Below are 15,562 nucleotides of genomic sequence, written 5' to 3'. Positions count from 1 at the left end.
GTGCCTTCAGTCCAGAGTGTCGGCAAGCCAGTTCTCGATCAGGAAGCGCGCGATCGAGCCGGGACGGGCCGGCTTCAATCGGGGATCGTTGCCGGCGAGCGCCTCGACCATCGCCTCGCGCGTGACCCACTGGGCATCCTCGATCTCGGCCGGATCGACGGTGATGTCGCGGCTCGTCGCGTGCCCGTGGCAGCCGAACATCAGCGAGTTGGGAAAGGGCCAGGGCTGCGAGGCGAGGTAATCGACCCGCCCGACGCGCACGCCCGACTCCTCGAAGACCTCGCGGCGCACCGCCGCCTCGATGCACTCGCCCGGCTCGACGAAGCCCGCCAGCAGCGAATACATCCCCTCGGGCCAGACGTGCGAGCGCCCCATGAGGACGGAATTGCCCTCGGTGATCAGCATGATGACCACTGGATCGGTGCGCGGAAAATGATGCCCCCCGCAGGCCGGGCAATCGCGCTGCCACCCCGCCTGCGACACCACGCTTTCGCCCCCGCAGCGCGCGCAGAAGCGGTGCGACCGATGCCACTCCAGGATCGCCTTCGCCGTCGCCGCCATCTCGGCCGCGCGCGGAGTCAGCCGCACCATGCTGCCCCTAAGCTCACCGAAGACCTGTCCCGACGGCAACTCGGGATGCCTCTGCTCGCTCGGATCGGTAAACTGCCCCACGCTGTCGGTGTCGCCCTGGGGCTCCCAGGCCGAGATATCGCAGGCAAAACGCGCCGCGCCCTCGTCGCGCCCCAGGAACACCTCCGGCCCCTCGTGTGCGAAGACGGCATGGTCGGCGGCAAGAAAGACCGGCGCCCGGCTCTCGGCGTCCAGCAGGGGCTTGCCGCGCCAGATCGGCAACACGCATGCCCCGGCGCGCAGCCCGGCCAACGCCTCGGGCTGCGACCGCAGCTCTGCCGCGCGGTCCAGCCCCGACCCGCCGAAGGTCACCGATTCTGCCAGTTTCATGCCTGCCCCTGTCCGCTTGCGCCTTCGATGCCACGCGGCGCGGCCTTTGGCAAACCGCCGCGCAGGCAGCGCCAGGCATCAGGTTTGTCTTGGGCGCGTCACCCGACTCGTGTTCCATGGAGGGACAGATCACAGGGAGCCCCACCATGCCGCGCCACACCCTTCCGGCCATGAGCCGCCGCACCTTCCTCGCCTCCACCGCAGGAGCGGGCCTCGTGGTCCTGCATCCCTTCTCGGCGCGCGCTCAGGCCGGCCAGGCCCACCTGAGAATCATGGAAACGACCGACCTCCACGTCCACGTCTGGCCCTACGACTACTACGCCGACAAGCCCGTCGACACCGTGGGCCTCGCCCGCACCGCCGCCCACATCGCCGACATCCGCGCCGAAGCAACGAACGCGCTCCTCCTCGACAACGGCGACTTCCTCCAGGGCAATCCCATGGGCGACTACATCGCCTACGAGCGCGGCATGAAGCCCGGCGACATGCACCCCGTCATCGCCGCCATGAACACCGTGGGCTTCGACGCCTCGACGCTCGGCAACCACGAGTTCAACTACGGGCTCGACTTCCTGATGAACACCGTCGCGGGAGCCGCCTTCCCCGTCATCAGCGCCAACGTCGTCACCGAAGAAGGCGCCGACCCCACGAAGGACGCCACCCTCGTCAAACCATACGTCATCCTCGATCGCGAGTTGACCGACGGCGCGGGCGAGACGCACCCCATCCGCATCGGCCTCATCGGCTTCGTTCCGCCCCAGATCATGCTCTGGGACCGCAAGCACCTCGAAGGCAACGTCACGACCCGCGACATCGTCGCCGCCGCCGAAGCCTGGGTGCCACAGATGCGCGAGGAGGGCGCCGACATCGTCATCGCCCTCTCGCACTCCGGCATCGGCGCGGCCGAGCGCACCGACATGATGGAGAACGCCTCCGTTCCGCTCGCCCAGGTCGACGGCATCGACGCGCTTCTGACCGGCCACAGCCACCTCGTCTTCCCCTCGCCCGACTACGAGGGCTATGCCGCCGTCGACGCCGCGACCGGCATGATTCACGGCAAGCCCGCCACCATGGGCGGCTTCTGGGGCAGCCACCTGGGCGTCATCGACCTGATGCTCGAACGCGACGGTGGCGAGTGGCGTGTCGTCAACACCGCCGTCGAGACGCGCCCCATCTCGCAGCGCAACGAAGACCGCTCGATCACGCCCCTCGTCGACAGCGAGAAGGAGGTGCTGGACGCGACCCAGGCCGATCACGAGGCTACGCTCGACTACATCCGCCGCCCGGTCGGCAAGACCGCAGCCCCGCTCCACAGCTATTTCGCTCTGGTGGCGGACGACCCCTCGGTCCAGATCGTTTCGCTGGCTCAGGCGTGGTACATCGAGGAGATGATAATGGGGACCGAGCACGAGGGCCTCCCCATCCTCTCCGCCGCCGCTCCCTTCAAGGCCGGCGGCCGAGGCGGCCCGGACTACTATACCGACGTGCCCGCAGGCGACGTGGCGATCAAGAACGTGGCCGACCTCTACCTCTACCCCAATACCGTGCGCGCGGTCAGGATCAACGGCGCGCAGGTCAAGGACTGGCTCGAACGCTCGGCCGGCATGTTCAACCAGATCGAGAAGGACGGTGACGAGCAGACGCTGCTGAACCCGGACTTCCCCTCCTACAACTTCGACGTCATCGACGGAGTCACCTACCAGATCGACCTCTCGCAGCCCTCGAAGTTCGATTCGTCGGGAGAGCTCATCAACCCGGACGCCAACCGGATCGTAAACCTTCGGTACGACGGCAAGCCCGTGACCGAGGACATGGAGTTCATCGTCGCCACCAACAACTACCGCGCCAGCGGAGGCGGCGCCTTCCCCGGCGCCGACGGCTCGACCATCGTCTTCGAAGCACCCGACACCAACCGCGACGTCATCGTCCGCTACATCGTGGAAGAAGGAGAGATCCAGCCCAAGGCCGACTTCAACTGGAGCTTCACCCCCCTTGGCGGCGCCACCGCCCTCTTCGAGACCGGACCCAAGGCGGCGGACTACATCGACAGCCTCCAGGGCATCGACATCGCCCCGGCAGGAGACGGCGCCGACGGCTTCGCGCTCTACCGCCTCACCCTCTAGCGCAGGGTTTCACCCCGTCCCCTCAACAAAGCCGGGAAGACGGGGCCACCCGTCGTCCCTGTCCCACGCATTGACCCGAGACCCGTGTCCGCCGCGCCGCGCCGATACGGTCTCCCGCAACAATTCCTTCCGAACAAAAAGCATTGTCGCCCGAAATAGGCCGCAAATCCTCCATCCCATCGTCACCAGCATGGTTAACGCCTGCCGGCACAACAGTTGGAGGCTACACATGAAACTGAAATCAATTATCGTCGCGTTCTCGGTACTCCCCGTTCTCACCGCATGTGGCGGCGGCACCGGCCCGTCCGCCATCGGCTCGAAATACAACCCGGTCTACACCGACGGCGAAATTGTCACTTACGAGGCGCTCACCGCCGAAGGCCTGACCGGCTTCGTCGGCGGCGAAGACGGGTCGGTGAAGGAGGTCCGCGTGCGCATGGACGACACGGGTCTTGATCCGATCGTCTACGTCTCGATCGACGGCGGCCCCGAGATCGTGTTCGATGGCTACGACGGCGGCAGCTACGACGGTTATCAGGGATATCTCTACCTGTTCAACGACGCGGCGCAGTACGCCTACATGGACTACTACGGCACCGATGCCGCCTCCATCGAATTGGGTGGCGAAGAGGAGGTTGACCGGGATGGCTACTTCGGCCTCGAAACCGCCGCAGCGGCGCTGCCGACCGACACCGTCTCCTATTACGGCGGATGGAATGCCTATGGCGGCAGCCAGACCACCGGCATCAACGCGAGTGGCATGATGAGCCTCTCGGTCGATTTCGCCGACAGCAGCGTCAACGGCATCACCCAGGGCGGCTTCGACGCCTACAACGACGACCTTGAACAAGAGACCGGCGGCAACCTCTTCGGCTCGATCGAAGGCCAGGTTTCGGGCAGCCGGATCGACGCCGCGATGTCGCTCTATGGCGATGCCACCGGCACGATGGACATGAAGGGCGCCTTCTACGGCGACGATGCCCAGAACCTCGCGGGCGGCGTCGGCGGCAGCCTCGACACCGAAGTCGGCACCATGAGCCTCGGCGGCGGCTTCTGGACCGAAAGGTCCGGCGAGCCCTTCCCGCCCATGTTCGAAACGCTGAACTGACCTCTCGTCCCCGGGGCGCGCGGCCCTCTCGCCGCGCGCCTCACGTCGAAAGCCAGCGGTCCCAGAACTCCGCCTCCACCCCAAGCGCCTCCTTGAAGACGTCGGGCACCTCGCTCCACGCCTGCCGCAGACGGTCCGACACCTCGGGGCCATAGGAGTCGAGAAGCTCGCGCAGCGACCGCGCCTCTCTCTCGACCTCGCCGATCCGCATCAGCGCAAAGCTCGCCAGCACGCGGTTCATCCGTGCCTGGTATCCCGGTCCCATCGCCCGATAGAACTTGGCGACCGAGGCATCGATCCGCAGCGTGATCTTCACCTTCGGCTCGTCGCACCAGATGTCCTCCTCCAGCGTCGCCCAGGCCTCGGGCGCGACGGTCTGCACGCGGGCCCAGAGTCCCTGGTCGCTCTCCAGCCCCTCTAGGTGCCGCGACAGCCGCCGCCGCGCCATGCGGGCGGTCTGGGTCTGCCTGAAGGTCTTCTGTGCTGTCGTTCCGGTCATCCGGGCAACCTGCCCATGCGAGATGAAAAACTCCTGATCCCACCGAGCGGCCCTGCCATACGCTGTGCCGACCGAACGCCGACGCCTCGCATACCTTGCGAATCCCCGCCCCGCCCCCTATATCCGGCCTCGAGAGGTTGGCGCGGGCGAGCGCCTCGCCAACCCGGTCAGGTCCGGAAGGAAGCAGCCGTAACGAGCCCCGCTTGGGTCGTTGTCCAGCCTCTCACCTTACCCCCTCAAAGCCATGCCAGGCCCGCAAGCACCAGCGCCTGCAAGGCCGCCACGCCTAGCGGGAAGCCCGACATGCGCCGCACTGCGGATGCCTTCGGCCAGGCCCGACCAAGCCCGAAGACCGCCACGGCAACCACCCCCGCAATGGCCTGCCAACCGGCGAAAATTCGAAAGCCCGCGCCCTCCTCCACCCCGGCGACAAACGAGTAGACAAAGGCCAGAACCCAGGCCGCAAGGCCCGCGGTCAGCGCCATGCGGCGTCCGTCCGACGGCTCGCCCGCCATCGTCATCCGCCTGTCCGGTCCGGCGTCGCACGGCTCGCCCAGGCCCACTGCGCCTCGGTCTCGACGGCGCAGGGCCTCACCGCGCGCAACCGCGCCAGCGCCTCGCCAGCGTCCTCTCCCGCCTCCACCATCAGGCGCAGAAGGGCCGTCCCCGACCGCCCGCACCCGCCGTGGCAATGCGCCAGCACCCGGCCTCCTCCAGAGAGGGTTTCGCGTGCGAAACCCGATGCCTCGCCCCACAGCGCCTCGGCCTCCGTCCCCGGTGCGCCGAAGTCCGGTATGGCAACCTGCCGCCACGCGACACCCGCCGCGCGCAGGTCTGCCTCCAGTCTTCCCGCCCCCGACCGCTCGAGCTCCGCAAGCGGCGTCATCGTCAGAACCAGGCTCGCCGGCCACCGCAGGATGACGCCCAGGTCGGCCTCGTAGCGCCCTGTCCGCCCCGGCATGGGCGCGATGCCCAGCCACCCCGGGCCAAGTGCGATCTGGCTGATCTCGTACATGCCACGAAGCCTAACCGCTTCGGCCTCGCTTTGACACCGGTCAAGGCGCTCCGCCTCACGCTCCATAAAGTACCAGCGAGACGACACAGGAGCCCCCCATGACCCACGTCCCCCACGAACTCGCCGAAGAATTCCCCTCGCACGCAGACCGCATCCATACTCTCAAGGGCGCCGACACCCATTTCTCGCGGCTCTACGACGAATACCACGCCATCAACCGCGCCGTGCACCGCGCCGAGACCAACATCGAGCCGCTCGACGCGCTGTCCGAGGTCAGCTTGCGGAAGCGTCGCGCTTCGCTGAAAGACGAGCTATACGCGATGCTCACCGAGTAAGGTGCGGGCCTCGGACGGTGGACGCTCGACCCCTGCCGGTCTAACCTCCGCAAGTTCCGAATCCGGCCGAGGCGATGAGCGACACCACCGAGAAGACCTACCAGGTCCTGGCCCGGAAATACCGGCCCGAGACCTTCGCCGACCTGGTGGGCCAGGACGCGATGGTGCGCACCCTGAAGAACGCCTTCGCGGCTGACCGGATCGCGCAGGCCTTCATCATGACAGGCATCCGGGGCACGGGTAAGACGACCACGGCGCGGATCATCGCCAAGGGCATGAACTGCGTCGGCCCCGACGGCACGGGCGGCCCCACGACCGCACCTTGCGGCGTCTGCGAGCACTGCATCGCCATCAGCCAGGGCCGCCACGTCGACGTCCTCGAAATGGACGCAGCCAGCCGAACAGGCGTGGGCGACATCCGCGAGATCATCGACAGCGTCCACTACCGGGCCGCCAGCGCGCGCTACAAGATCTATATCATCGACGAGGTTCACATGCTGTCGACGAGCGCGTTCAACGCGCTTCTGAAGACGCTCGAGGAACCGCCCGCCCACGTGAAGTTCATCTTCGCCACGACCGAGATTCGAAAGGTGCCCGTCACCGTCTTGTCGCGCTGCCAGCGCTTCGACCTGCGCCGGATCGAGCCCGAGGTGATGATCGCGCTCCTGAAGAAGATCGCGTCGGCCGAGAACGCCAGCATAGCCGACGACGCGCTTGCCCTCATCACCCGCGCAGCCGAAGGCTCGGCCCGCGACGCGACATCGCTTCTCGACCAGGCCATCAGCCACGGCGCGGGCGAGACGACAGCCGACCAGGTGCGCGCCATGCTGGGCCTCGCCGACCGTGGTCGGGTCATGGACCTCTTCGAAATGATCGTGACCGGCGACGCCGCCGGTGCGCTGTCCGAGATCTCTGCGCAATATGCCGACGGCGCCGATCCCCTCGCCATCCTCCGCGACATCGCCGAGATCACGCACTGGATCAGCGTCATCCGCATCACTCCCGATGCCGCCGACGACCCGACCGTCGGCCCCGACGAACGCGCCCGCGGTCGCGCGATGGCCGACCGGCTGCCGATGCCCGTCCTCAGCCGGATGTGGCAGATGGGCCTGAAGGCGCTGGACGAGGTCGGCCACGCGCCCAATTCCATGATGGCCGCCGAGATGGCCGTCATCCGCATGACCCACGTTGCCGACATGCCGACCCCCGGCGAACTGGTGGCAAAGCTCAAGGACACGCCCGTCCCGCCCCCATCCGGTCCCGGCGGAGGAGGTGGCGGGCAGCCGTCCATCCGCAGCGAGGGCGCTCAGGCCGTTGCGTCCCGCGCGGCCGAGATGGCCACCACGGGACCGCGCGGCGGCGGTCCCCAGGCCGCGCTGGCGCAGGCTCCTGAAAGCGCCCTGTCGCGCTTCCCCACCTTCGGCCGCGTGGTCGAGCTGATCCGTGCCAACCGCGACATGAAGCTCGTGGTCGAGGTCGAGGACGGCATCCGCCTCGTCTCCTACCAGCCCGGCCGCATCGAGTTCGAGCCGACCGACCGCACGCCCCGCGACCTGGCACAGCGCCTCGGCCAGCGCCTCCAGTCATGGACCGGCGTCAGGTGGACCGTGACCGTCGCCAACTCCGGCGGAGCGCCCACGATCTCGGAAGCGCGGGACGCCGAGACCGACGCCCTGAAGGCCAGCGCCTCGGACGACCCGACCGTCGCTGCAATCCTGAAGGCGTTCCCCGGCGCGTCCATCGGCGCGCTCAGGACGGCAGCCGAGATCGCCAACGAGACCGCCGAAACCGCGCTGCCCGAAGTCGAGGACGAATGGGATCCGTTCGAGGAAGACTGACGGCGGATTGCCGCCCGAGGTTCTGAAAGCCGTCCCTTGCCGCTGCCGGACCGGCTTCGTATCTGTAACCCGACACCTGAACACGAGGGAGAGACGCATGTTCAAGGGACTTGGCGGAATTGCCGACATGGGCAAGATGATGAAGGCCGCGCAGGAGATGAAGTCCAAGATGGACGCGCTCCAGGCGCAGCTCGACGCGATCACCGTCGTCGGCGAAAGCGGGGCCGGTCTCGTCAAGGCGACCGCCACAGCCAAGGGCGAACTGACGGCGCTGGATATCGACCCCTCGATCTTCAATCCTACGGAAAAGGAAGTGGTCGAGGACCTGATCCTCGCCGCCATCAAGGACGCGCAGTCCAAGGCCTCCGAGCGGCACGAAAAGGAAATGCGCGCCATGGCCGAAAGCATGGGCCTGCCCGCCGACATGAAGATGCCCTTCTGAGATGACGCGCGGCGCCGTCCTCGCGGTCCTGGCGTTCCTCTCGGGACCAGCCCTCGCGCAGGACTGGGCGACGGTCGAAGTCTGCACCGTCGACGTGCCCGAGATCGTCGACGAGGCCTTCAGCCCTCCCGGCCGCGCTGCGCTCGAGGAGGCCGCGGCAGAGATCCCGAACGGGACCGGCCGCTTTTGGAGGATCGAGGCGCCCTCCGGTGCCGTGTCGCACCTCTGGGGCACGTTCCACGCCTCGGACCGATTGATCCTGGACCTGCCGCAGCCGCTTCAGGACGCCATCGACGCGGCCCGCGTCGTCGCGGTCGAGGTCGACTTCATCCATCCGACCCGGCAGTCCTACCGCGACGCCCAGTACTACCCGTCCCGCTTCCTCGAAGGCGGCGACCCGTTCGAGGCGACAGGCTCCCTCGGGACCATCGCGGGCGTGCCCGAAGAGATCGACGGTTGGATCCGCGAGCGCGGCATCGAACTCGGCTGGACCGAGGACATGGACCTCGTTCTGTCCCCCGGCGGTATCGCCGAGATGCTCCTGTCCGATCCCTGCGAGGACTTCTCGACCGGCGTCCTTCCGATCCAGGACGATTACATCCAGGTCCAGGGCCGGATCGCCGGAGCCCGGATCCTTGGCCTCGAGGCGCAGACCGCCTTCCTCGACGATCTCGACGAACGGCCCGAGATCGCGAATGCCATCACCGCCGTCTACGGCAGCTATCTGCGCCCCGTGACCTCGAACGACGAGCGCAAGACCGCCTTCGCGATCTACCTCGAAGGCCGTCTCGGCCTGATGACTGTGGCCGATAGCGCCTACATCAACGAGGTTCTGGGTGACACGGGGGCTGAGGCACTGACACTCACCGACGACTATCTCCTGCTCGAACGCAACCAGCGATTCCTCCAGACGCTTCTGCCCGAACTGGACGAGGGCGGCGTCGTCGTCGCCATCGGCGCGGGGCACCTTCCGGGCGAGACGGGCATGATCGAACTCCTCCGCGGCGCAGGCTACACGTTGACCCGCGAGCCGCTTCCCGGAGAAGCGGAGTGAACGGCAAGACGGACCTCGAAACCCTCATCGAGATGATGGCCAAGCTACCTGGCCTCGGTCCCCGCTCGGCCCGCCGGGCTGTCCTGCACCTCATAAAGAAGCGCGCCCTCCTCCTGATGCCCCTGGCCGACCAGTTGACGCGCGTCGGCCAGACCGTCCGCGAATGCCTCAACTGCGGCAACATCGGCACCGCCAGCCTTTGCGCGATCTGCGAAAGCGACAAGCGCGCCAACGGCGAGCTTTGCGTGGTCGAGGATGTGGCCGACCTCTGGGCGATGGAGCGCGCATCGGTCTTCAAAGGGCGCTACCACGTCCTCGGCGGCGCCCTCTCGGCCCTCGACGCCGTGGGGCCAGAGGAATTGCGCATCCCCAAGCTTCTCGACCGCATCGCAGCCGAGAACGTCTCGGAGGTCATCCTGGCGCTGAATGCCACCGTCGACGGGCAGACGACGGCCCACTACATCGCCGAGCAGCTTGAAGGTCGGATCGCAGTCACGTCGCTTGCGCAGGGAGTGCCCGTCGGGGGAGAGCTCGACTACCTCGACGACGGCACTATCGGTGCCGCACTCAAGGCCCGTAAGGCGGTCTGAACCTCAGGCCGCCTCGACCTGCGCGTCCTGCTCAAGCCGGTCGAGGAAGCGCCGCGTCCACCATTCGACGTCCTCTTCGCACACGTTGCGCCACAGGCTCGCGTGCCGGCGCTGCCGCTCGTCCAAAGGCATCGTCAGGGCCTGCTCGATCCCCTCGGCCATGTTCGTGGCGTCGTATGGATTGACCACGATGGCCTCCTCCAGCTGTTCCACCGCGCCCGCGAAATGCGACAGGATCAGCACGCCCGGATCCTCGGGATCCTGCGCGGCAACATATTCCTTCGCCACGAGGTTCATTCCGTCCGCAAGCGGCGTCACCAAGGCGGCCGCCGACCTCCGGTAGATCGCAGCGAGTGCATCCCGATCGACGGGACGGCGGATGTACCGGATCGGCGTCCAGTCCAGCTCGGCGTGAGCGCCGTTGATCGACCCGGAAATCATGTCGAGCTGCTCGCGAAGGTCGGCATAGGCCTCGACGTCCGACCGTGACGGCGGTGCGATCTGAAGCAGCGTCGCGCGCATGGATCCCGGCTGACGGTGTTCCAGGAAAGCCCCGAAACCCTGGAAGCGGTGAACCAGCCCCTTGGAGTAATCAAGCCGGTCGACGCCAAGCACGATCTTAGTGTTGGCCGCGACAGCCATCGTCGGTGCGGGCGCCGTACGCGCCAGTTCGGCGAACCCCTTGGCGTCGATACCGATTGGGAAATGCGCCAGGGTGAAGGTCCGCCCGCCGCAGCGGATCGTGCTTTCCCCCAGAAATTCGACCTGCTCCGAGACCCGCAGAGACTCCCGGCACGCCGCCACGTCGCGCTTTGTCTGAAGGCCCACCAGATCGCAGGCGGCCAACCAATGCGGCACCTCGCGCGCCTCAGGCAGCGCCGGAAGGTTCTGCGCATTCGGAAAAGGAATGTGGAGGAAGAAGCCGATCCGGTTCGTGACTCCAAGAGCCCGAAGCTCCTGCGCCAGGGGAAGGAAGTGATAGTCGTGGATCCAAAGAAGATCGTCGGGTTCCAGCACATCGGCAACCATCTTCGCGACACGTCGGTTCACCTCGGCGTAGCGGTCGAAGTACCCGTCATGAAGGTCGATCAAATCCGGCTTGTAGTGAAAGAGGGGCCAGAGCACGGAATTCGAATATCCGAGATAGAATTCCTCGTGATCCTCGTGGCTCAGGTCGTAGGCCAGTCGCCGATAGGGCGTCGATCCAACTTCACGGAGGCTCGTGGACGGCACATCATGCGTCTCGCCACTGCTTCCGATCCAGACACCACCCCGTTTGGACAGCGTGTCATGCAGGGCTACGACCAGCCCGCCCGACGGCGCGCCGTCTCCGGGAATTCTGTTCGACACCACCACCAGCCGTCCCATTCCATCACTCCTTTTGGGTCATCCTCTTGAGAAACCGCGTCACATCCTGCGGCGATTCAGCTCTGAACTCCGCTCCCGTCTCCCCGGTCCCGACCTTGACCGAAAGACCGCCACGCGCCCTCACCCAAGACAGCGCAGGCTCGTCCGTCGTGTCGTCGCCGAAATAGACCGGCATCCTTCCCGCATAGGGCGCCGCGCGCATCAGACGCTCCACCGCCTTTTCCTTCCCGACATCCGGCGGCCGAAACTCAAGCGCCATCTTGGCCGGGTGAAGCTCGAAGGCCCCGTGGCGCCGCTCCAGCTCCGCGGCATAGTCTTTGACCTCTTGCGCCACCGCCTCGGACGCGCGCCGGTAATGCAGGACCGCGCCCGTCGGTTTCGCCTCGGCCTGGACACCCGGCCTTTCCTCGGCGAAGGCAGAGCAGTCCTCGAAAAGCAGTTTGACCTCTTCCGAACCCGAAAGCCTGTGCTCCGACGCGACGCCGCAGATCCGGGTTTCTCCGCCATGGCACCCGACGATGTCGCCAGCGAAGCTCGGCAGGAACGACAGGATGACCTCTACGCTCCGACCGCTGACGATGCACACCGCGCCATTCGCCACATCGACCAAGTCCGACAGCAGCCCCGGCAGCGCATCCGAAACGCTTACGGCCTCCGGACGATCCGCTATCTCGACGAGTGTGCCGTCGAAGTCGACGAAGATGGCGCACACCCCAGGATCGGCGGAGGGAAACGTCGATCCTGGGGTGTCGCTGTCGTCGGTCGTGTCGAATACGTCAGTCATCTAGTAACGCGAGCCGATCCTGTCGGAGCCGTGGGTCGGGAAATTATGGCGCTTCGGCTTGTGTTCACTTGGCCAACGGACCCGCACGGAAGTTGTTCCGCAAAAAACGACGGGGCGCGTCAGACCGACGCGCCCCACTTATCGAAGTCGCCGAATGCCTGACCTGCAGGCAATCCCTCACTCCTCTTCGTCGTCGTCGTCCGAGGCGTCGGGAAGATTGAAGAACGTGTCCTTGTCCGGAACACGCCGATCCACGTCGTCGTCGTCGTGCTGGGTCAGGGTAAACGTCTCCAGACCCGAAATCGCGGTCGGAATGCGCGGCTCGGTATCGCCGCCAAGCGACTGCTCGGTCGACACCAGCTTGCGGCGCTCCTCGTCCGTCATCACCTCGCCGTCCTTTACCCGCTTCGACGCAGCTTTCTGAACGACCGCATCCAGTTCGGACTGCTTGCAGAGGCCCAGAGCGACGGGGTCGATCGGCTGAATGTTCCCGATGTTCCAGTGCGTGCGCTCGCGGATCGACTGGATCGTGGGCTTCGTCGTGCCGACAAGCTTCGAGATCTGGCCATCCGTCAACTCGGGGTGAAACTTCACCAGCCAGAGGATCGAAGCCGGACGGTCCTGCCTTTTGGACAAAGGCGTATAGCGCGGACCGCGGCGCTTCTCCTCGCCAACGGCGGCCGGGTTGAACTTCAGCTTCAGGCTGCGCGACGGGTCCTTCTCGGCGGTATCGATCTCGTCCTGCGTGAGCTGGTTGTTGGTAATGGGATCGAAGCCCTTCACGCCGGTCGCGACGTCGCCGTCGGCAATGCCCTGAACCTCGAGCTCGTGCAGTCCGCAGAATTCGGCGATCTGCTTGAAGCTCAGCGTGGTGTTGTCGACCAGCCAGACGGCAGTGGCCTTTGCCATGATCGGTTTGTTCATCGCGTCGTCTCCTGACAAATCTCTCCCGGTGCCTGAAACAGGCTGGGCCGGTAGACCCACTCCTCGAATTTCGGGGAATTGGCGGCTATATAATCGCGCAAGGCTTCGGAGGGAAGAGGGAAATGCGGTCACTCCTGGCACTGCTTCTTGCAGCGGGAACGGCGCAGGCCGACGGAGAAGCGGCGGGAGACTTCGACTATTACGTTATGTCGCTGTCCTGGTCGCCGACCTGGTGTGCGCTGGAAGGTGACGCGCGGAATGCCGCACAGTGCGATCCGAAGAAGGACGCAGGCTGGATCCTGCACGGTCTCTGGCCGCAATACGAAGACGGTTGGCCCAGCTACTGCCGCACCGATGCACGCAACCCGACCCGCGCCGATACGGCAGCCGAGGAAGACCTCTTCGGATCGTCAGGGAACGCCTGGCATCAGTGGAACAAGCACGGCCGCTGTTCGGGATTGTCCGCGGACGCCTTCTACGGCCTCGCACGGGACGCCTATGACCGGATCGAGAGACCCGCGATCTTCGCGCGCCTCGACCGTTCCGTCCGCCTGCCTGCCTCGGTCGTCGAGGATGCCTTCGTCGAAGCGAATCCGAACCTCGTCCCCGACGCGATCACGATCACCTGCACGTCAGGCCGCATCCAGGAGGCGCGGATCTGTCTGACGAAGGACTTGGAACCCCGCGTCTGCGGCAGCGACGTGATCCGCGACTGCACGATGCAGGACGCGCGTCTCGACCCGATCCGCTAGCCGGCGACCCTCAGAACGATCTTGCCGACGTGATCGGCCTCCAGCGCACGGTGCGCCTCTGCGGCATCCTCGAGCGCGAAGGCGCGATCCATGACCGGCGCGACTGCGCCCGAATCGAGAAGCGGCCAGACGTCCCGCCTCAAAGCGTCGGCGATGCGCGCCTTGGCCGCGACGGACTGGGGCCGCAGGGTCGATCCGGTGATCGAGATGCGGCGCACCATGACGTCCTGAAAATTGACCTCGGCCTTTGGTCCGCCGAGAAAGGCGATGAAGACAAGACGCCCGTCGACCTTCAGCGCCGCGATGTCCCGTGGGATGTAGCTTCCTCCGACCATGTCGAGGATAAGGTCCGCGCCACCTTCCGCCTTCATCACCTCGACGAAGTCCTCGGTGCGGTAGTTGATCGCCCGCTCGGCCCCGAGGTCCATGCAAGTCCCGCACTTCTCATCCGTTCCCGCAGTGGCGAAAACGCGCGCCCCGAAACGCCGCGCCAACTGGATCGCCGTCGTGCCGATACCCGACGTCCCGCCGTGGACGAGGAAGGTCTCTCCCGCCGTCAGGCCACCGCGTTCGAAAACGTTCGTCCAGACGGTGAAGTAGGTCTCGGGTAGGCAGGCCGCCTGATCTAGCCCCATTCCCTTGGGGATGGGGAGGCAGTGCGCAGCGGGCGTGACGGCGTATTCGGCGTATCCTCCGCCCGGCAGAAGCGCGCAGACCTCGTCTCCCTTTCTCCACTCGGTCACGCCCGGCCCGACCGCATCGATCATCCCCGAAGCCTCAAGGCCCGGCAGATCGGAAGCCCCCGGCGGCGGGGCATAGTTACCTGCCCGGTGAAGCGCGTCGGGGCGGTTTACCCCGGCCCAGGCGATGCGCAGGCGCACCTCGCCCACGTTCGGCTCGGGCATTGGACGCTCGCATGGCACGAGAACCTCCGGTCCGCCTGGACGGACGATCTGAACCGCACGCATCAGGTGTCCGGCGACCAGCGACCAGGCAGATTCGAACGGTCGGCGCGGGAGGGCGCCTTGACCCGCCCCATGATCGCCGCCTGGATCTCCATCAGCGGCTTCGTCAGCGGGTTCTTCCGCAGCCGGCCCTTTATCTCCTCGACAGACATCACGTTGTCGATGCGGCGGTCGATGAACTCCTTCGTCCGCTCGTGTCCGATGCTGTCATCGCCGAGCCAGTACAGGACCACCGACCCCCAGACCGCCGACAAGGTTGCGCGCTTGGAATACCAGTTTCCGTCGCGCGACGTGTCGCCAAGCGCAGTCCAGATCGCGTCCGACGTCTCCCAGATCAATTTCGCGCCCTCTGCCGCGTGTGTCGGAAGCGAAAACAACGCAGACGACTTTCGAGCCACTTCGCGGTCCGGCAAGGCCTCGACCCGGTAATGCAGGGCGGCGGACACGCGGTCGCGATAGCGCATGTCGACACTGCCGACCGACGCCATCTTCTCGACCATAGCACGGTCGCCCCTCCGATGCAGGGCGACGGCGAGGTCGATCGCGCCACGCGGCGCCAGCGCCTTCGCTTCCGCTTCTGTCATTCCGGCCTCGCTTGTGGCCGCGCGGAAAGTCGCGGGCGACCAGCCGTCGAACGGGACGTGGTCGAGTGCGGCGTCGAGAAGCGCTTCAAGACGGGGATCCGTCGGAAGGGTCTTGGTCATGGAAACCTCCGGGAATGCATGCAGTTTACAAGCTAGCGCGCCCCTGCTATAGGGCCACTTCCTGCAAATTCTGTGCAACTCTAACTTAGAAAGGTGGTGAC

The 15,562-nt window shown here is 66.3% G+C and carries 17 protein-coding genes and 1 other RNA gene; 9 read left to right on the top strand and 9 right to left on the bottom strand.

Going from position 1 to position 15,562, the window contains the following annotated elements:
* Positions 1-6: 6 nt before the first annotated feature.
* Complete coding sequence (nudC, locus tag C8D95_RS19665; RefSeq protein ID WP_109760905.1) at positions 7-960, bottom strand: NAD(+) diphosphatase; 954 nt, start codon at positions 958-960, stop codon at positions 7-9.
* Between the two features lie 146 nt (positions 961-1,106).
* Between nudC and C8D95_RS19660 the strand changes: the two genes are divergently transcribed.
* Both C8D95_RS19660 and C8D95_RS19655 read left to right on the top strand, forming a co-directional pair.
* Positions 1,107-3,083, top strand: a complete 1,977-nt coding sequence (locus tag C8D95_RS19660) for a bifunctional 2',3'-cyclic-nucleotide 2'-phosphodiesterase/3'-nucleotidase (protein WP_420902644.1) — start codon at positions 1,107-1,109, stop codon at positions 3,081-3,083.
* Positions 3,084-3,312: 229 nt separating this feature from the next.
* Positions 3,313-4,191 (top strand): transferrin-binding protein-like solute binding protein, encoded by an 879-nt coding sequence (locus tag C8D95_RS19655; protein ID WP_109760904.1) that lies wholly within the window; start codon positions 3,313-3,315, stop codon positions 4,189-4,191.
* Positions 4,192-4,231: 40 nt separating this feature from the next.
* Here the strand turns inward: C8D95_RS19655 and C8D95_RS19650 are convergent, their stop codons facing one another.
* Positions 4,232-4,690, bottom strand: coding sequence for a BrnA antitoxin family protein (locus C8D95_RS19650; protein WP_109760903.1), 459 nt, complete (start codon positions 4,688-4,690; stop codon positions 4,232-4,234).
* Positions 4,691-4,821: 131 nt separating this feature from the next.
* Between C8D95_RS19650 and ffs the strand changes: the two genes are divergently transcribed.
* Positions 4,822-4,918, top strand: an RNA gene (ffs, locus tag C8D95_RS19645) — signal recognition particle sRNA small type.
* An 8-nt stretch (positions 4,919-4,926) separates the two neighbouring features.
* On the opposite strand, the gene C8D95_RS19640 is transcribed toward ffs, so the two are convergent.
* Both C8D95_RS19640 and C8D95_RS19635 read right to left on the bottom strand, forming a co-directional pair.
* A complete protein-coding gene (locus C8D95_RS19640; RefSeq protein ID WP_109760902.1) occupies positions 4,927-5,211 on the bottom strand; it encodes a hypothetical protein in 285 nt (94 codons plus the stop codon).
* On the bottom strand, positions 5,208-5,705 hold the full coding sequence (locus tag C8D95_RS19635) for a protein-tyrosine phosphatase family protein (protein WP_109760901.1): 498 nt from the start codon (positions 5,703-5,705) through the stop codon (positions 5,208-5,210). Before C8D95_RS19635 ends, C8D95_RS19640 begins: the two co-directional genes overlap by 4 nt.
* 98 nt (positions 5,706-5,803) lie before the next feature.
* Between C8D95_RS19635 and C8D95_RS19630 the strand changes: the two genes are divergently transcribed.
* From C8D95_RS19630 to recR, 5 genes are all read left to right on the top strand, one after another.
* Positions 5,804-6,040 (top strand): HP1242/YdcH family protein, encoded by a 237-nt coding sequence (locus C8D95_RS19630; protein ID WP_109760900.1) that lies wholly within the window; start codon positions 5,804-5,806, stop codon positions 6,038-6,040.
* 74 nt (positions 6,041-6,114) lie between these two features.
* Positions 6,115-7,878, top strand: a complete 1,764-nt coding sequence (locus C8D95_RS19625; RefSeq protein WP_109760899.1) for a DNA polymerase III subunit gamma/tau — start codon at positions 6,115-6,117, stop codon at positions 7,876-7,878.
* A gap of 97 nt (positions 7,879-7,975) precedes the next feature.
* On the top strand, positions 7,976-8,320 hold the full coding sequence (locus tag C8D95_RS19620; RefSeq protein ID WP_109760898.1) for a YbaB/EbfC family nucleoid-associated protein: 345 nt from the start codon (positions 7,976-7,978) through the stop codon (positions 8,318-8,320).
* Position 8,321: 1 nt separating this feature from the next.
* Positions 8,322-9,374 (top strand): TraB/GumN family protein, encoded by a 1,053-nt coding sequence (locus tag C8D95_RS19615; RefSeq protein ID WP_109760897.1) that lies wholly within the window; start codon positions 8,322-8,324, stop codon positions 9,372-9,374.
* Complete coding sequence (recR, locus tag C8D95_RS19610) at positions 9,371-9,964, top strand: recombination mediator RecR (RefSeq protein WP_109760896.1); 594 nt, start codon at positions 9,371-9,373, stop codon at positions 9,962-9,964. The genes C8D95_RS19615 and recR overlap by 4 nt, the downstream gene beginning before the upstream one ends.
* A 3-nt stretch (positions 9,965-9,967) precedes the next feature.
* On the opposite strand, the gene C8D95_RS19605 is transcribed toward recR, so the two are convergent.
* From C8D95_RS19605 to C8D95_RS19595, 3 genes are all read right to left on the bottom strand, one after another.
* A complete protein-coding gene (locus C8D95_RS19605) occupies positions 9,968-11,332 on the bottom strand; it encodes an alpha,alpha-trehalose-phosphate synthase (UDP-forming) (RefSeq protein WP_109760895.1) in 1,365 nt (454 codons plus the stop codon).
* A 4-nt stretch (positions 11,333-11,336) separates the two neighbouring features.
* A complete protein-coding gene (otsB, locus tag C8D95_RS19600; protein ID WP_109760894.1) occupies positions 11,337-12,116 on the bottom strand; it encodes a trehalose-phosphatase in 780 nt (259 codons plus the stop codon).
* Positions 12,117-12,293: 177 nt separating this feature from the next.
* Complete coding sequence (locus tag C8D95_RS19595) at positions 12,294-13,040, bottom strand: DUF1013 domain-containing protein (RefSeq protein ID WP_109760893.1); 747 nt, start codon at positions 13,038-13,040, stop codon at positions 12,294-12,296.
* 122 nt (positions 13,041-13,162) lie between these two features.
* Here C8D95_RS19595 and C8D95_RS19590 point away from each other — a divergent pair, with 122 nt between their 5' ends.
* Positions 13,163-13,792, top strand: coding sequence for a ribonuclease T2 family protein (locus tag C8D95_RS19590; RefSeq protein ID WP_109760892.1), 630 nt, complete (start codon positions 13,163-13,165; stop codon positions 13,790-13,792).
* Here C8D95_RS19590 and C8D95_RS19585 read toward each other — a convergent pair.
* Both C8D95_RS19585 and C8D95_RS19580 read right to left on the bottom strand, forming a co-directional pair.
* On the bottom strand, positions 13,789-14,760 hold the full coding sequence (locus tag C8D95_RS19585; RefSeq protein WP_109760891.1) for an NAD(P)H-quinone oxidoreductase: 972 nt from the start codon (positions 14,758-14,760) through the stop codon (positions 13,789-13,791). The two genes, C8D95_RS19590 and C8D95_RS19585, sit on opposite strands and share 4 nt — an antisense overlap.
* The gene (locus tag C8D95_RS19580; RefSeq protein WP_109760890.1) at positions 14,760-15,461 is read right to left on the bottom strand and encodes a COQ9 family protein; all 702 of its coding nucleotides are present in this window, start codon (positions 15,459-15,461) and stop codon (positions 14,760-14,762) included. The genes C8D95_RS19585 and C8D95_RS19580 overlap by 1 nt, the downstream gene beginning before the upstream one ends.
* Between the last annotated feature and the right edge of the window lie 101 nt (positions 15,462-15,562).

This window comes from Silicimonas algicola, from assembly GCF_003148765.1.
GTDB classification, from domain to species: Bacteria; Pseudomonadota; Alphaproteobacteria; order Rhodobacterales; family Rhodobacteraceae; genus Silicimonas; species Silicimonas algicola.
Note: the sequence above shows the minus strand (reverse complement) of the source record. Positions and strands in the feature narration are given on the sequence as shown.

Bases quoted from the DNA above. Each gene is read 5' to 3' on its own strand.
- nudC (WP_109760905.1), bottom strand. From the start codon at position 960: ATGAAACTGGCAGAATCGGTGACCTTCGGCGGGTCGGGGCTGGACCGC.
- C8D95_RS19660 (WP_420902644.1), top strand. From the start codon at position 1,107: ATGCCGCGCCACACCCTTCCGGCCATGAGCCGCCGCACCTTCCTCGCC.
- C8D95_RS19655 (WP_109760904.1), top strand. From the start codon at position 3,313: ATGAAACTGAAATCAATTATCGTCGCGTTCTCGGTACTCCCCGTTCTC.
- C8D95_RS19650 (WP_109760903.1), bottom strand. From the start codon at position 4,690: ATGACCGGAACGACAGCACAGAAGACCTTCAGGCAGACCCAGACCGCC.
- C8D95_RS19640 (WP_109760902.1), bottom strand. From the start codon at position 5,211: ATGACGATGGCGGGCGAGCCGTCGGACGGACGCCGCATGGCGCTGACC.
- C8D95_RS19635 (WP_109760901.1), bottom strand. From the start codon at position 5,705: ATGTACGAGATCAGCCAGATCGCACTTGGCCCGGGGTGGCTGGGCATC.
- C8D95_RS19630 (WP_109760900.1), top strand. From the start codon at position 5,804: ATGACCCACGTCCCCCACGAACTCGCCGAAGAATTCCCCTCGCACGCA.
- C8D95_RS19625 (WP_109760899.1), top strand. From the start codon at position 6,115: ATGAGCGACACCACCGAGAAGACCTACCAGGTCCTGGCCCGGAAATAC.
- C8D95_RS19620 (WP_109760898.1), top strand. From the start codon at position 7,976: ATGTTCAAGGGACTTGGCGGAATTGCCGACATGGGCAAGATGATGAAG.
- C8D95_RS19615 (WP_109760897.1), top strand. From the start codon at position 8,322: ATGACGCGCGGCGCCGTCCTCGCGGTCCTGGCGTTCCTCTCGGGACCA.
- C8D95_RS19605 (WP_109760895.1), bottom strand. From the start codon at position 11,332: ATGGGACGGCTGGTGGTGGTGTCGAACAGAATTCCCGGAGACGGCGCG.
- otsB (WP_109760894.1), bottom strand. From the start codon at position 12,116: ATGACTGACGTATTCGACACGACCGACGACAGCGACACCCCAGGATCG.
- C8D95_RS19595 (WP_109760893.1), bottom strand. From the start codon at position 13,040: ATGAACAAACCGATCATGGCAAAGGCCACTGCCGTCTGGCTGGTCGAC.
- C8D95_RS19590 (WP_109760892.1), top strand. From the start codon at position 13,163: ATGCGGTCACTCCTGGCACTGCTTCTTGCAGCGGGAACGGCGCAGGCC.
- C8D95_RS19585 (WP_109760891.1), bottom strand. From the start codon at position 14,760: ATGCGTGCGGTTCAGATCGTCCGTCCAGGCGGACCGGAGGTTCTCGTG.
- C8D95_RS19580 (WP_109760890.1), bottom strand. From the start codon at position 15,461: ATGACCAAGACCCTTCCGACGGATCCCCGTCTTGAAGCGCTTCTCGAC.